The following is a 15,482-nucleotide window of genomic DNA, read 5'->3' as shown; positions in this document are numbered from 1 at the left end:
TAGACTACACAATATGCGCTTAATCTGACGGGGCGAAATACGAAAATCCTATCACCCCAGTCAAAACTCTTACTTACTCACTACGACCACGGAAGCCGCGCCCCAGCAGGTATTGCTCCCGAGAACGGTCACGGGATGATGACGGTTTGCGCATCTGCACTTTCTCGAACATCTGCCGCACGCTCTTGTGGTACTCATCGAAGCCTTCCCCCTGGAAGATCTTGATCAGAAAATCACCACCTGGACGCAAGACCCGACCAGCAAGATCCAGCGCCAACTCGCACAGGAACATCGCTCGCGGCATATCCACGGCTGCTAACCCACTCATATTGGGGGCCATATCGGAAATCACAAGGTCAACTTCAGAATTTCCGACCGCCTCGAGGATCTGCGCCAGTACTGCATCCTCAGTGAAGTCCCCTTGAATAAAGGTCACATCGGGAATGCTGTCCATTTCCAGAATGTCCGAGGCAATCAGGCGCCCCTGGCCACCAATCAGACGACTGGTCACCTGCGACCAGCCACCCGGGGCGGCCCCCAGGTCGATCACACTCATGCCAGGACGGATAAGGCGGTCCTTTTCCTGGATCTCCAGCAGTTTGTAGCTGGCACGGGAACGGTACCCATCTTTTTGCGCCATTTTGACGAATGGGTCGTTGAAGTGCTCTTTCAGCCAGTTATGGCTAGTTTTGGAACGGGCCACGGGCCACCTCAAAATAAAACGGGTCGTGATTAACTGGGCGGTCCCGGACTCGCTCGGGTAAACTGGCCGCCGCTTTTTACAAGATCAGACGCAGGGGTCAGATTATGCCGCTCACTCAAGAGCAGAAGAAACAGTACAAATCCATTGGCCACCATCTGAAACCAGTATTGACTGTGGCTGACAACGGTTTGACCGAAGGTGTATTAGCCGAACTTGAACGCGCCTTGAGCGATCACGAGCTGATCAAGATCAAGCTCAACATCCTCGAGCGCGAGTCGCGCCTGGAAGCCATTGCCCAATTGTGCAAGGCCGGCAAAGCGGATCTGGTGCAGGTCATCGGCAAGATGGCGCTGATCTACCGCAAGAACGCCAAGGTAAACAAGCAATTGTCGAACGTCCATCGTTTCCACTGACGTCGACTCGGGTCAAGGGTGTGCCTGGCGCACCCTGCCACCCCATCCTGGCACTGGCTGCAACACCAGTACCAGCCCGGAAAAACCCAGGACCAGATAGCTGAACAACTGCCAGCGCTGAGCTTCCGGCAACAAGATGCGTACGACGAAATACATCGCACACGCATACATCGCCATCAATAGCAGTTGCCCCCGAATATCCCGCCACAAGCTCCTCAGCCCTTCGGACTGGATCAATACCAGTATCTGCAGGACCAGGCACGCCGCCGAAAAACCTACCAGCAACGCACTGAGCAGTGACGAGATTTCTTCGATCAGCAAGGGGGCAAGGCCAATCTGCCCCAGGGCGGGCAGCAAGCCGAGATGCAACAACCACAAGCCGCCGACCCACAACATCTGGGCCAGCTGCCAAAGCATGGCGCCCGCGTGCAGCGGGCGCCTTCTTTCAGATGTGACGGACTTCGACAATCTCGTACTCGATAACGCCACCAGGCGTTTTGACCGCCACCACATCACCCTCTTCCTTGGCAATCAAGGCGCGAGCGATCGGTGAGCCGACGGAAATTTTACCGAGTTTGATGTCAGCCTCGTCCTCACCCACGATCTGGTAGGTGACGCTTTCGTCAGTTTCGACGTTGGCGATTTCCACCGTGGTGCCAAAGATCACCTTGCCGGTATGGGGAATGGTCGTGACATCGATGACCACCGAGTTCTGCAGGCGGCCTTCAATATCGCGGATCCGCGCCTCTACCATGCCCTGCTGTTCGCGAGCGGCATGGTATTCGGCGTTTTCCTTCAGGTCACCCAACTCGCGGGCCGTACCGATGTCCTGGCTGAGCTTCGGACGCACGACCTTGGTCAGGTGAGCATGCTCTTCTTCCAGGGCGCGCGCGCCCTGGACGGTCATTGGGTATTTATTCATGCCTTCAATCCTGCGTGTAGATCCTGCAAGCGACGCACGGTCTTTTCCGGACCGAACTTCAACGCTTCACAGATAGCTTCGCCAGCAGCAATGGTGGTGGTGCAGTAGATCTTGTGCTGCAAGGCGTTACGACGAATGGAATAAGAGTCAGCAATCGACTGACGGCCTTCGGTGGTGTTGATGATCAGAGTGACTTCGTCGTTCTTGATCATATCGACCACATGCGGACGACCTTCAGTCACCTTGTTCACACGACGCACTTTCAGACCGGCCGCCTCGATCAGCTTGGCGGTGCCCGCAGTAGCGACCACTTCGAAGCCCAAGTTGATCAGATCACGGGCCACGCCTGCAACCAGAGGCTTGTCATCGTCGCGCACGCTGATGAACGCAGTACCGCCGGTCGGCAGCACTTCGCTGGCACCCATCTGGGCCTTGGCAAAGGCTTCGCCGAAGGTGTCGCCCACGCCCATCACTTCACCGGTGGACTTCATCTCTGGGCCGAGGATCGGGTCGACACCCGGGAACTTGGCAAACGGGAATACCGCTTCCTTGACGCTGTAGAAGTTCGGAATGATTTCCTTGGTGAAGCCCAGCTCTTTCAGGGTCTTACCGGCCATCACACGAGCAGCGATCATCGCCAGGGAGACACCGATGCACTTGGAAACGAACGGCACGGTCCGGGAAGCGCGCGGGTTCACTTCGATGACGTAGATCTGATCGCCTTGCAGGGCCAGCTGCACGTTCATCAGGCCAACCACACCCAGTTCCAGGGCCATTTTCTTGACCTGCTCGCGCATCTCGTCCTGGATGTGCGCCGGCAGCGAGTACGGCGGCAGCGAGCACGCAGAGTCACCGGAGTGAACGCCAGCCTGCTCGATGTGCTGCATGATGGCGCCGATCACTACGTCGGTGCCGTCGCAGACCGCATCCACGTCCATTTCAATGGCGCAGTTGAGGAAGTGATCCAGCAGCACCGGGCTGTCGTTGGACACTTGCACCGCTTCGCGCAGGTAGCGCTTGAGCTCATCTTCCTCGTAGACGATTTCCATCGCCCGGCCGCCCAGCACGTAGGACGGACGCACCACCAGCGGGTAACCGATCTTGGCGGCGGCACGAATTGCTTCGTCTTCGCTGCGCACGGTAGCGTTTGGTGGCTGACGCAGGTTCAGGCGTTCGACCATCTGCTGGAAGCGCTCACGGTCTTCGGCGCGGTCGATAGCGTCTGGGCTGGTGCCGATGATCGGCACGCCGGCGGCTTCCAGGGCACGAGCCAGTTTCAGCGGAGTCTGGCCGCCGTACTGCACGATCACGCCTTTTGGCTTCTCGACACGGACAATTTCCAGCACGTCTTCCAGGGTCACTGGCTCGAAGTACAGGCGATCCGAAGTGTCGTAGTCGGTGGAAACGGTTTCCGGGTTGCAGTTGACCATGATGGTTTCGTAACCATCGTCGCGCAGCGCCAGGGCGGCGTGTACGCAGCAGTAGTCGAACTCGATGCCCTGGCCGATACGGTTTGGACCACCACCCAGAATCATGATCTTGTCACGGGTCGAAGGTGCGGCTTCGCACTCTTCTTCATAAGTCGAGTACAGGTACGCGGTGTCGGTGGCGAACTCGGCGGCGCAGGTGTCGACGCGCTTGTAGACCGGGAACACTTCCAGCTTCTGACGATGTGTGCGCAGGTTCTTCTCGGTCACGCCCAGCAGCTTGGCCAGACGCTGGTCGGAGAAGCCTTTGCGCTTGAGGCGGAACATCAGGTCGCGGTCGATGGCCGACAGGCCCAGGGTCTTGACCTTCTCTTCTTCCTTGATCAGGTCTTCGATCTGCACCAGGAACCAAGGATCGATCATGTTCATGCCGAAGATCTGCTCGACGGTCATGCCGGCACGGAAGGCATCAGCCACGTACCAGATACGCTCGGCGCCGGGCACGGTCAGCTCGCGCTTGAGCACGTTCATGCTTTCCGGATTGCTCAGGTCGAGCTTGGGATCCAGGCCGCAAACGCCCACTTCCAGACCACGCAGGGCTTTCTGCAGGGATTCCTGGAAGGTCCGACCGATGGCCATGACCTCACCCACCGACTTCATCTGGGTGGTCAGGCGCGCGTCGGCCTTGGAGAACTTCTCGAAGGCGAAGCGTGGCAGCTTGGTCACGACGTAGTCGATGGACGGCTCGAAGGACGCCGGGGTCTTGCCGCCGGTAATATCGTTGGACAGCTCGTCCAGGGTGTAGCCGACAGCCAGCTTGGCCGCGACCTTGGCGATCGGGAAACCGGTGGCTTTCGAAGCCAGCGCCGAGGAACGGGATACCCGCGGGTTCATCTCGATCACGACCATGCGGCCTGTGTTCGGGCAGATACCGAACTGCACGTTGGAACCGCCAGTTTCCACACCGATCTCGCGCAGCACCGCCAGGGAGGCGTTACGCAGGATCTGGTATTCCTTGTCGGTCAGGGTCTGTGCCGGAGCCACGGTGATGGAGTCACCGGTGTGCACGCCCATCGGGTCGAAGTTCTCGATGGAGCAGACGATGATGCAGTTGTCCTTCTTATCGCGGACCACCTCCATCTCGTACTCTTTCCAGCCGATCAGGGATTCGTCGATCAGCAGTTCCTTGGTCGGCGACAGGTCCAGACCACGGGCGCAGATCTCTTCGAACTCTTCGCGGTTGTAGGCGATGCCACCACCGGTGCCACCCATGGTGAAGGATGGACGGATGATGCAAGGGAAGCCCAGCTTGTCGAGGACCGCATTGGCCTCTTCCATGCTGTGGGCAATACCGGAGCGCGGGCACGCCAGGCCGATGGACTTCATGGCAGCGTCGAAGCGCGAACGGTCTTCAGCCTTGTCGATGGTGTCGGCGTTGGCGCCGATCATCTCTACGCCGAACTTCTCCAGGACGCCTTCACGCTCCAGGTCCAGGGCGCAGTTCAGCGCAGTCTGGCCGCCCATGGTCGGCAGCAGCGCGTCCGGACGCTCTTTCTCGATGATCTTGGCAACGGTCTGCCACTTGATCGGCTCGATGTAGGTGGCGTCGGCCATGGCCGGGTCGGTCATGATGGTGGCCGGGTTGGAGTTCACCAGGATGACCCGGTAACCCTCTTCGCGCAGGGCCTTGCAAGCCTGGGCGCCGGAGTAGTCGAATTCGCAGGCCTGGCCGATCACGATCGGGCCAGCGCCAAGAATCAGGATGCTTTTAATGTCTGTACGTTTTGGCATGGGTTGTCACTCAAATCCGCAGGTCAGTCGGCAAGCCGTCTTGAACATTCTCTGAGGCGCCCGAGGGGTTCCGCCGGATTTGCCGGGGCCGCCCTCAAGCGCTGCTCGCTACACTTTCAAGGCGAGCGCTTAGCGTCGCTTGGCCATCTCGTTGATGAAGCGGTCGAACAGCGGCGCCACATCGTTCGGGCCCGGGCTGGCTTCCGGGTGGCCCTGGAAGCTGAACGCGCTCTTGTCGGTACGCTCGATACCCTGCAGGGTGCCGTCGAACAGCGACTTGTGGATCGCCCGGACGTTGCCCGGCAGCGTAGCTTCATCCACCGCAAAACCGTGGTTCTGGCTGGTGATCATGACCACGCCGCTGTCCAGATCCTGCACCGGGTGGTTGGCACCGTGGTGGCCGTGGCCCATTTTCAGGGTCTTGGCACCAGAGGCCAGGGCCAGCAGTTGGTGACCCAGGCAGATGCCGAACACCGGAATCTCGGTTTCGAGGATTTCCTTGATCGCCTTGATGGCGTAGTCGCAAGGCTCGGGGTCACCTGGGCCGTTGGACAGGAACACACCGTCAGGCTTGAGAGCCAGCACATCGTTCGCTGGGGTCTGGGCAGGCACCACGGTGACGCGGCAACCGCGCTCCACCAGCATGCGCAGGATATTCAGCTTGACCCCGTAGTCGTAGGCAACCACGTGATACGGCAGCTCGGAAGCCTCGATGGTGGCGTGGCTGTCGGTCTTCAGATCCCAGACAGTCGAACGCCACTCGTAGCTTTCCTTGGTGCTGACGACTTTCGCCAGGTCCATGCCTTTGAGGCCAGGGAAGCCGCGCGCTGCAGCGATCGCCGCTTCTTCGGAAATGTTGTCACCGGCCATGATGCAGCCGTTCTGTGCACCTTTCTCACGCAGGATGCGGGTCAGGCGACGGGTGTCGATACCGGCGATCGCCACCACGTTGTTGGCTTTCAGGTAATCGGACAGGGACAGAGTGTTACGCCAGTTGCTGGCTACCAGCGGCAGGTCACGGATGACCAGGCCGGCCGACCACACACGGTCGGACTCGGCATCTTCCGGCGTGGTGCCGGTGTTGCCGATGTGAGGATAAGTCAGGGTAACGATTTGCTGGGCGTAGGAAGGATCGGTAAGGATTTCCTGATAGCCGGTCATTGCGGTGTTGAACACCACCTCACCAACGGTTTGACCGTCGGCTCCAATGGCTTCGCCACGAAAAATGCTGCCATCAGCAAGGGCGAGTATGGCTGGCTTAGTCAAGAAGACCTCCCGTAAATAGAGCCTGAAAGGGCGATCGCAGGTTGCAAAAAAGCGGAATGACGTATAGACACGTCACCCCGCTTCTTCGTCGAATTATCTGCGCGCTTTTAGTGGACACACTAAAGCTGTAGCTTACAGAAAAAGGCTTTTTCGGTCCACCGCTAATGAGCCCTAAAGGCAGAGGAATGCGACAGGTCATCGCTTGGCGGTTTGAAGCAGGGTCCAAGCATTGCGCTTCAACCCTGCATCAGATGCATCTCAACGCAGATCCAGCACATCCTGCATGTCGTAAAGGCCGGCCTCGCGCCCGTCCAGCCACAGCGCGGCACGCACCGCGCCCTTGGCGAAGGTCATGCGACTGGAGGCCTTGTGGGTAATCTCCAGGCGCTCACCCTCTGTGGCAAACAGCACGGTGTGATCCCCCACCACATCGCCACCACGAACCGTGGCGAAGCCGATGGTTTCACGCTCACGGGCGCCGGTATGGCCTTCACGACCATACACCGCGACCTGCTGCAGATCGCGCCCCAAGGCGCTGGCGATCACCTCACCCATGCGCAGGGCGGTGCCCGATGGCGCATCGATCTTGTGTCGGTGATGCGCCTCGATGATCTCGATATCCGCATCATCACCCAGCACCCGAGCCGCCATATCCAGCAGCTTCAGCGACAGGTTGACCCCAACACTGAAGTTGGCAGCGAAGACGATCGGAATCTCCTTGCCCGCCTCGGCCAGCAATTGCTTTTCCCTGGCACCCAGGCCAGTGGTACCGATCACCATGGCCTTGCCTGCCTTGCGGCAGAACGCCAGGTTCTTGAGCATCACTTCCGGCAAGGTGAAGTCGATCAGCACATCGAACTCATCAACCACCTTCTCCAGGCTGTCGGACATCGGCACGCCAAGACGCCCCAGGGATGCCAGCTCACCCGCATCCGCCCCCACCAGAGAACTGCCCGGACGCACGATCGCCGCGGTCAGCCCGGAGAGCGGCGAACGCAGTTGCACGGCCTCGACCAGGGTCTTGCCCATGCGCCCGGCGGCGCCCATCACTGCTATACGTCGCATGCGTTACTCCTTACAGGTCGCCGAAGAAGCGCTTGACGCCCTCGAACCAGCCGGTGGTTTTCGGCGAGTGAGAATTGTCGTCGTCCAGCGAACCACGCAACTCTTCCAGCAGCTCGCGCTGACGACGACTCAGGTTCACTGGCGTCTCCACCGCAACCCGGCACATCAGGTCGCCGGCACCGCCGCCACGCACGGGAGCAACGCCCTTGCCACGAATCCGGAACTGCTTGCCGGTCTGTGTTCCTTCGGGAATCTTCAGCTTGACCCGACCATCCAGGGTCGGAATCTCCAGCTCGCCACCCAACGCCGCATCTACGAAGCTGATGGGCACTTCACAGAACAGGTGCTTGCCGTCGCGCTGGAAGATCGCGTGCTCACGCACATTGATCACCACATACAGGTCGCCAGTCGGGCCACCCTGGGTCCCCGCCTCGCCTTCGCCGGACAGACGAATACGGTCGCCGGTATCGACACCTGCCGGCACTTTCACCGACAGCGTCTTGTACTCTTCGACCCGACCTTCGCCGTGGCAGGAATCGCACGGATCGGAAATGATCTTGCCCTGGCCATGGCAGCGCGGGCAGGTCTGCTGCACCGAGAAGAAACCCTGCTGCATGCGCACCTGACCAATACCGCCACAGGTCGGACAAGTGACAGGGGAAGACCCCTTCTTGGCGCCCGAACCATCGCATGGCTTGCAGTTGACCAGTGTCGGCACACGGATATTCACCGTGGTGCCACGCACCGCCTCTTCCAGGTTCAACTCCAGGGTGTAACGCAGGTCGCTGCCGCGTTGCGCACCGCCACGGGAACCGCCGCGACCGCCACCGAAGAAATCACTGAACACGTCACCGAAGATATCGGAGAAGTTCTGCCCGCCGAAGCCGGCACCCCCGCCACCCATGCTCGGGTCGACACCAGCGTGGCCGTACTGGTCATACGCGGCACGCTTGCTGGAATCGGACAGTACTTCGTAGGCCTCGTTGGCCTCCTTGAACATGTCTTCCGACGCTTTGTCGCCGGGATTACGGTCCGGGTGATGCTTCATCGCCAAACGACGGTAAGCCTTTTTCAGCTCCGCATCGCTGGAGCCACGCTCCACACCCAACACTTCGTAATAGTCACGCTTTGCCATAAGTCTTTGCACTCTTAAGGACGTCCGGCAAACCCTCCTGAGCTCTGCCAAACTCGCTGAGCCCCAATACAGGCCCGGACCCAACTCACGTCAATTCAACGATCCTGGTCTTGGAAAGCCAACCCGGTTGCGGGCCGACCATTGCGGTCATCACAGCCGGAAAGCAGGAGCTTCTCCGACCCGACCGCCAGCGCACAAACGGAGCTTGTACGCCGTCAAAATTTCGCTGACTCCAGACACGCCAACGCGGGAGCAAGCTCCCGCGCGGCGACATCCTACCAGTCACCGCCCGAAGGCAGTCAACCGGCCGACCAACAAGCCATTACTTGTGGTCTTTTACTTCTTCAAACTCGGCGTCGACGACATCGTCGGCTTTTTCAGCGGACTCGGCGTGCGGTGCCGCGCCTTCTGCAGGCTGGGCCTGTTCGGCGTACATCTTCTGGGCAACCGGGGCCGAGACTTTCGACAGCTCTTCGACCTTGGCGTCGATGGCGGCCTTGTCGTCGCCCTTGACGGCAGCTTCCAGGGCAACCACGGCGGCTTCGATTGCGGTTTTCTCTTCCGCGGTCACTTTGTCACCGGCGTCAGCCACCATCTTGCGAGTCGAGTGCACCAGCGCATCACCCTGGTTACGGGCGGTGGCCAGTTCTTCGAACTTGCGATCCTCTTCCGAGTTGGCTTCAGCGTCACGGATCATCTGCTGGATCTCTTCATCCGACAGACCCGAGTTGGCCTTGATCACGATCGACTGAGTCTTGCCGGTAGCCTTGTCCTTCGCACCTACGTGCAGGATGCCGTTGGCGTCGATGTCGAAGGTCACTTCGATCTGCGGCACGCCACGTGGAGCTGGTGGAATGTCGGCCAGGTCGAACTTGCCCAGGGACTTGTTCTGCGCGGCTTGCTTGCGCTCGCCCTGCAGTACGTGAATGGTCACTGCGCCCTGGTTGTCGTCGGCAGTCGAGAACACTTGGGATTTCTTGGTAGGAATCGTGGTGTTTTTCTCGATCAGCGCGGTCATCACGCCACCCATGGTTTCGATACCCAGGGTCAGCGGGCTGACGTCCAGCAGCAGTACGTCTTTCACGTCGCCGGCCAGTACCGCACCCTGGATGGCAGCACCCATGGCAACAGCTTCGTCCGGGTTGACGTCCTTGCGGGCTTCCTTACCGAAGAAGTCGGTTACTGTCTTCTGTACCAGCGGCATACGGGTCTGGCCGCCGACCAGGATCACGTCGTTGATCGAACCCACGTCGATACCGGCGTCTTTGAGCGCGATACGGCAAGGCTCGATGGTGCGCTGAACCAGGTCTTCAACCAGCGACTCCAGCTTGGCGCGGGAAATCTTCACGTTCAGGTGCTTAGGACCGGTGGCATCTGCAGTGATGTACGGCAGGTTGACGTCGGTCTGCTGGCTCGAGGACAGCTCGATCTTGGCTTTCTCGGCAGCTTCTTTCAGGCGCTGCATGGCCAGCGGGTCACCCTTGAGGTTCATGCCGCTTTCTTTCTTGAACTCATCAACCAGGTAGTCGATCAAGCGGATGTCGAAGTCTTCACCACCGAGGAAGGTATCACCGTTGGTGGCCAGCACTTCGAACTGGTGCTCGCCATCGACTTCAGCGATTTCGATCACCGAAACGTCGAAAGTACCACCGCCCAGGTCGTAAACGATCACGGTGTGATCGCCCTTGGCCTTGTCCATACCGTAGGCCAGAGCGGCTGCGGTTGGTTCGTTGATGATACGTTTGACGTCCAGGCCTGCGATGCGGCCGGCGTCTTTGGTCGCCTGGCGCTGGCTGTCGTTGAAGTAGGCCGGAACAGTGATGACCGCTTCGGTCACGGCTTCGCCGAGGTAGTCTTCGGCGGTCTTCTTCATTTTCTTGAGGATTTCAGCCGAGATCTGTGGCGGAGCCATTTTCTGGCCGTTCACTTCAACCCAGGCGTCGTTGTTGTCAGCCTTGACGATCTTGTAAGGGACCATCTGGATGTCTTTCTGCACGACTTCTTCGTCGAAGCGACGACCGATCAGACGCTTTACTGCGTACAGGGTGTTGTGCGGGTTGGTGACAGCCTGACGCTTGGCCGACTGACCTACCAGGATTTCGCCATCGTTGGCGTACGCGATGATCGACGGCGTGGTACGCGCGCCTTCAGCGTTTTCGATAACTTTTACGTTGCCATTTTCAAGAATGGAGACGCACGAGTTGGTGGTCCCCAAGTCAATACCGATAATCTTGCCCATGTTAACTCTCCCGAAACTTTGGATTTGGATGCCGCAGCTGTGGTGGCAAACTGCGGTAGCACTTAAACGCTTGACTGATAAATGGGGGCTCTACAGCCGTTTTCAAGCCTTTTCGTCAATCGAAGGCGAAACCGGTGCAGGAGCCTTGCTGACCACGACCATGGCCGGGCGCAGCAGGCGACCGTTGAGCTGGTAGCCCTTCTGGAACACTTTCAGAACACTGTTCGGCTCGACATCCGCGCTTTCCTGCATGGCCATGGCCTGATGCTGTTCAGCGTTGAAGGGTTCGCCGTGTGGATCGATGGCTTCCAGCTGATAACGCTTGAGGGTGTCGTGGAACATCTTCAAGGTCAGCTCGATGCCTTCACGCATCGGGCGGATGCTTTCGTCGTCCGGGTTGGACAGCTCCAGGCCACGCTCCAGGCTGTCGATCACCGGCAGCAGGTCGCCGGCAAACTTCTCCAGCGCGAATTTGTGAGCTTTCTCCACGTCCTGCTCGGCGCGGCGGCGGACGTTCTGCAGATCGGCAGCAACACGCAAAGCCTGATCCTGCGCGCCAGCCAGTTGCTCTTCGAGCACTTGTACACGAGCCGCCAGGTCATCACCCGATGCCTCGGGAGCCTGATTGGCGTCTAGATTTTGCGTATCCAGCGTCTGTTCGTCAGCCATGAAATTCTCCTTTCAATATCGTCTGTGAGCCGGGCTCACTCTTCTGCCCAGCTATATGGGGTCGCATTTTCAAGGTTCAAGTCCGCAGCCACAGCAAAAGTCGTTCCGACCCGATAAATCCTGTATGTGGACATTACCGAGCGCACTAAAAAGCCAGAACGACCAAGCAAATCGAGCTAAGGGAAAGCATTGTCAGCCCGAAACAAAACACTGTATAAATAACCAGACATCTAGTTTGGGAGCGGCCTTAATGCTGGTGCACCTGTCCGTACACAATTACGCCATCGTCGAACACCTGGATCTGGAACTCGATCGCGGGATGAGCGTCATTACCGGCGAGACCGGTGCCGGCAAGTCGATCATGCTCGACGCGCTCGGCCTGACCCTGGGTGATCGTGCCGACAGCGGCGTGGTACGCCCCGGAGCCGACAAGGCCGATATCCTCGCCACCTTCGATCTGGCGGATATCCCCGAGGCCCACGCCTGGCTGGCCGAGCGTGACCTGGACACCGACGGCCCGTGCATCCTGCGTCGGGTCATCACGGCAGAAGGACGTTCCCGCGGCTATATCAACGGTACGCCCTGCCCGCTCGGAGACTTGAAAGCCCTGGGCGAACTGCTGATCGATATCCACAGCCAGCATGAACACCAGTCGCTGCTCAAGACCGATACCCATAGGCGCCTGCTGGATGAGTACGCCGGCGCAACCGACCTGGCGCGCCAGGTGCAACTGGCTGCGCAGCGCTGGCGCCAGACCCGCCTGGAGCTGGAGCGCCTGTCCAACTCCGGCGACGAGCAGCGCGCTCGCCATCAACTGCTCAGCTACCAGCTCGAAGAACTGGAAAACCTGGGGCTCGGGGAAAATGAACTCGAGCAGCTGGAGCAGGAGCACAAGAACCTGACCAATGCCGAAACCCTGCTGGGCATCTGCCGCCAGGTGGTGGAGCAATGCAGCGAAAGTGATTCAGGCAATGTCCTGAACGCCCTGACTGTCAGCCTCAACCGCCTGTCGAGCATCGGCAACTCCTCGGGTTCCCTGGGCGAGGCCACCAACCTGCTGGCCAGCGCGCAGATCCAGGTCGAAGAAGCCGTGGGCGAGTTGAATCGTTTCCTTGACCACTTCGACGCTGATCCGGCACGCCTGCAACAACTCGAAGAACGCCTCGACGCCATCTATACCCTGGCGCGCAAGCATCGCATCCAGCCCTTCGAACTCGCCGCCATGCAGCAAACCCTGCTGGATGAAATAGAGACTCTGGACGCCAATGACGAATCCATCGAACGGCTGGGCGAAGAGCTGCAATCCTTCGCTCGTCATTATCAGGAAAAAGCCCAGGAACTGAGCCGGTTGCGCCAGCAGGCCGCGACCAGCCTGGCCAGCGCAGTGGAGCAGGAGATCCAGCGCCTGGGCATGCCCGGAGGGCGCTTCACCATCGAGCTGCGCGCCAACAGCAGCGATGAACTGCTGCCCAACGGCCTGGAGCAGGTGGAACTGCTGGTCAGTGCCAACCCTGGGCAACCCCTCAAGGCCCTGGCGAAAGTCGCGTCCGGCGGTGAGCTGTCACGTATCAGCCTGGCGATCCAGGTCATCACCGCGCAGACCTCGCGGGTTCCCACATTGGTATTCGACGAAGTCGACGTGGGGATTGGCGGCCCGACAGCCGAGATCGTCGGCCAGCTGCTGCGCCGCCTCGGCGAACGCGGCCAGGTATTGACCGTGACACACCTGCCGCAAGTCGCCGCCCAGGGGCATCAGCATCTGTTCGTGCACAAGGTGCGCGGCAGCGATGCCACTCATACCGCAGTATCCAAGCTGGGCAAGAATGAGAGGGTCGAGGAGGTGGCGCGGATGCTCGGCGGCATCGACCTGACCAAGGAGTCTCTGGCCCACGCCAAGAAAATGGTGGTGACCGCCAAGGCCTGAACCTTCAGCGCTTCTTTTATATAGGCACAAAACACGAAGGCGACCCTAGGGTCGCCTTCGATCGTTTCACGACGATAAACGCCGCGTGAGGGGCTTACTTCTTCTTGCGCACGTACAGCACAAGATTGTGATCCACCAACTCGAAACCGTGCTTTTCGACAATCGCCTTCTGAAGCTTTTCGATTTCTTCGTCGAAGAATTCGATCACTTCACCAGACTCCACGTTGACCATATGGTCGTGGTGACCGCCATCCGCCAGCTCGAATACAGCGTGACCGCCATCAAAATTATGGCGTACCACCAGTCCGGCTGCTTCGAATTGAGTCAGTACACGGTAAACCGTGGCCAGACCCACATCCTCACCAGCTTCCATCAGCGCCTTGTAGACATCCTCAGCGCTCATGTGCCGCTGCTCGGTGGAATCGAGCATTTGTAGAATTTTGACTCGTGGCAGAGTCACTTTGAGGCCGGCTTTACGTAGTTCGCTATTTTCAACCATGGTCAGCTTTCTCGCCGATGCTGCTTCGCAGCTTCTCTTAATGCGGGTATGATCGGGGTTTACGTTGTCCCAGCCAAGATAGTGGAAGTCGCCCACCGATGCAAAACACCAAGCTCTTGCTAACCAGTTTCACCTTCGTGGGACTGCTCGCACTCGCCGGTTGTTCATTCCCCGGGGTTTACAAAATCGACATCCAGCAGGGCAATGTCGTCACGCAGGACATGATAGACCAGTTGCGCCCCGGAATGACCCGACGGCAAGTACGGTTTATCATGGGCAACCCTCTGTTGACCGACACGTTCCATGCCGATCGCTGGGATTATCTCTACAGCCTGCAGCCTGGTGGTGGTGAACGCCAACAGGAACGCGTGAGCCTGATCTTCAACGGCAACGACCAGTTGGTCAGCTTGGCCGGTGACTTCATGCCAGGTGTAAGCCGCGACGAAGCCCTGCTGGGCAAGGACAGCGCCAACACCGTGACAGCGCCTGCCGAGAACGTCGAGAAACCAAAAGCCGAGAAACCAGCCAAGCCTGGCTCGCTGCTCGACCAGATCCAGAAGGACGTGGATGGCGTGAAAACCGTGCCAGTTCCTACGCCTGAACCACTGGATACTTCGCCGGAATAATTTGTGGCGAAATAAAAAAGCCCGGGCATGCCCGGGCTTTTTATTGCCTGTCACCATCAATCACGATTCGCGCTTGCGTGCCTCGGCCGCTTTCGCCGCCCGCAGACGCCGAACCTCTTTCGGATCGGCCAGCAATGGGCGATAGACCTCGATCCGATCCCCCGCCTGAATCACATGCTGTTCAGGGTCACTGACCTGCTTGCCGAAGATCCCCACCGGACAAGCAGCCAGATCCAGTTCGGGAAATTGCTGCCCGATGGCTGAAGCCTGCAAGGCTGCACGCAGCGTCGACCCCTGGGGCACCTGCACACTGATCAACGCCTGGCGATCGACAGCCGCGTAGGCCACCTCAATCGAAATCATCGGCTCAGCCATGCAACTGCTTGGCCCGCTGGCAGAAAGCGTCCACCAGGGTATTCGCCGCCTGGTTGAACAGCGGCCCCAAGGTCGCTCGAACCAAAGGCCCCGCATAATCGAAAGACAGATCAAGGCTGATCTTGCAGGCCTTCTCGCCCAGCGGCTTGAACACCCACACGCCATGCAACTGATTGAATGGCCCCTCCTCCAGATTCATCTCGATCGACTGCCCCGGCACCAGATTGTTGCAGGTAACGAAGCGCTGGCTCATGCCGCCCTTGGCCACCGCCAGGCTCGCGCGCATCCGCTCTTCGCTGCTTTCCAGCACCTCGGCCGACGAGCACCAGGGCAGAAACTCCGGGTACCGGGCCACGTCATTGACCAGGTCGTAAAGGAACTGCGCCGGATAGGGCAGAAGGGCCGAACGTTGAATATGGGTCGTCATG

15 protein-coding genes are annotated in these 15,482 nt (G+C 59.4%); 3 read left to right on the top strand and 12 right to left on the bottom strand.

Features of this window, described 5'->3' with window-relative positions; all coding sequences use genetic code 11:
• Positions 1–73 precede the first annotated feature (73 nt).
• A complete protein-coding gene (gene rlmE / locus AC07R1_RS25705) occupies positions 74–703 on the bottom strand; it encodes a 23S rRNA (uridine(2552)-2'-O)-methyltransferase RlmE (RefSeq protein WP_011059196.1) in 630 nt (209 codons plus the stop codon).
• 104 nt (positions 704–807) lie between these two features.
• Between rlmE and AC07R1_RS25700 the strand changes: the two genes are divergently transcribed.
• Positions 808–1,116: a YhbY family RNA-binding protein gene (locus AC07R1_RS25700; protein ID WP_015634115.1), complete on the top strand. Its 309-nt coding sequence runs from the start codon at positions 808–810 to the stop codon at positions 1,114–1,116.
• Positions 1,117–1,128: 12 nt separating this feature from the next.
• Here AC07R1_RS25700 and AC07R1_RS25695 read toward each other — a convergent pair whose 3' ends face one another.
• The 8 genes from AC07R1_RS25695 to grpE form a co-directional block, all read right to left on the bottom strand.
• On the bottom strand, positions 1,129–1,533 hold the full coding sequence (locus AC07R1_RS25695; RefSeq protein WP_011059194.1) for a hypothetical protein: 405 nt from the start codon (positions 1,531–1,533) through the stop codon (positions 1,129–1,131).
• 28 nt (positions 1,534–1,561) lie between these two features.
• Positions 1,562–2,038, bottom strand: a complete 477-nt coding sequence (gene greA, locus AC07R1_RS25690; RefSeq protein ID WP_011059193.1) for a transcription elongation factor GreA — start codon at positions 2,036–2,038, stop codon at positions 1,562–1,564.
• The gene (carB, locus tag AC07R1_RS25685) at positions 2,035–5,256 is read right to left on the bottom strand and encodes a carbamoyl-phosphate synthase large subunit (RefSeq protein WP_011059192.1); all 3,222 of its coding nucleotides are present in this window, start codon (positions 5,254–5,256) and stop codon (positions 2,035–2,037) included. Before carB ends, greA begins: the two co-directional genes overlap by 4 nt.
• A gap of 129 nt (positions 5,257–5,385) precedes the next feature.
• Positions 5,386–6,522, bottom strand: coding sequence for a glutamine-hydrolyzing carbamoyl-phosphate synthase small subunit (gene carA / locus AC07R1_RS25680; RefSeq protein WP_220223694.1), 1,137 nt, complete (start codon positions 6,520–6,522; stop codon positions 5,386–5,388).
• A 258-nt stretch (positions 6,523–6,780) separates the two neighbouring features.
• Complete coding sequence (gene dapB, locus AC07R1_RS25675) at positions 6,781–7,587, bottom strand: 4-hydroxy-tetrahydrodipicolinate reductase (RefSeq protein WP_011059190.1); 807 nt, start codon at positions 7,585–7,587, stop codon at positions 6,781–6,783.
• 10 nt (positions 7,588–7,597) lie between these two features.
• Positions 7,598–8,722 carry a molecular chaperone DnaJ gene (dnaJ, locus tag AC07R1_RS25670; RefSeq protein WP_015634112.1) on the bottom strand — a complete coding sequence of 375 codons (1,125 nt, stop codon included), beginning with the start codon at positions 8,720–8,722 and terminating at the stop codon, positions 7,598–7,600.
• 322 nt (positions 8,723–9,044) lie between these two features.
• Positions 9,045–10,961, bottom strand: coding sequence for a molecular chaperone DnaK (dnaK, locus tag AC07R1_RS25665; RefSeq protein ID WP_011059188.1), 1,917 nt, complete (start codon positions 10,959–10,961; stop codon positions 9,045–9,047).
• 102 nt (positions 10,962–11,063) lie between these two features.
• Positions 11,064–11,630, bottom strand: coding sequence for a nucleotide exchange factor GrpE (grpE, locus tag AC07R1_RS25660; RefSeq protein ID WP_011059187.1), 567 nt, complete (start codon positions 11,628–11,630; stop codon positions 11,064–11,066).
• Positions 11,631–11,880: 250 nt separating this feature from the next.
• On the opposite strand from grpE, the gene recN reads away from it, so the two are divergent.
• On the top strand, positions 11,881–13,554 hold the full coding sequence (recN, locus tag AC07R1_RS25655; RefSeq protein WP_093404848.1) for a DNA repair protein RecN: 1,674 nt from the start codon (positions 11,881–11,883) through the stop codon (positions 13,552–13,554).
• Between the two features lie 94 nt (positions 13,555–13,648).
• On the opposite strand, the gene fur is transcribed toward recN, so the two are convergent.
• On the bottom strand, positions 13,649–14,053 hold the full coding sequence (gene fur, locus AC07R1_RS25650) for a ferric iron uptake transcriptional regulator (protein ID WP_011059185.1): 405 nt from the start codon (positions 14,051–14,053) through the stop codon (positions 13,649–13,651).
• Positions 14,054–14,151: 98 nt separating this feature from the next.
• Here fur and AC07R1_RS25645 point away from each other — a divergent pair, with 98 nt between their 5' ends.
• Positions 14,152–14,679, top strand: coding sequence for an outer membrane protein assembly factor BamE (locus AC07R1_RS25645; RefSeq protein WP_011059184.1), 528 nt, complete (start codon positions 14,152–14,154; stop codon positions 14,677–14,679).
• 60 nt (positions 14,680–14,739) lie between these two features.
• Here the strand turns inward: AC07R1_RS25645 and AC07R1_RS25640 are convergent, their stop codons facing one another.
• Entirely contained in the window at positions 14,740–15,054 is a 315-nt protein-coding gene (locus tag AC07R1_RS25640) for an RnfH family protein (protein ID WP_053149012.1), read from the bottom strand.
• Positions 15,047–15,481, bottom strand: coding sequence for a type II toxin-antitoxin system RatA family toxin (locus tag AC07R1_RS25635; protein WP_011059182.1), 435 nt, complete (start codon positions 15,479–15,481; stop codon positions 15,047–15,049). The genes AC07R1_RS25640 and AC07R1_RS25635 overlap by 8 nt, the downstream gene beginning before the upstream one ends.
• Position 15,482: the final 1 nt, after the last annotated feature.

Source organism: Pseudomonas sp. GW821-FHT07F01, from assembly GCF_059418825.1.
Note: the sequence above shows the minus strand (reverse complement) of the source record. Positions and strands in the feature narration are given on the sequence as shown.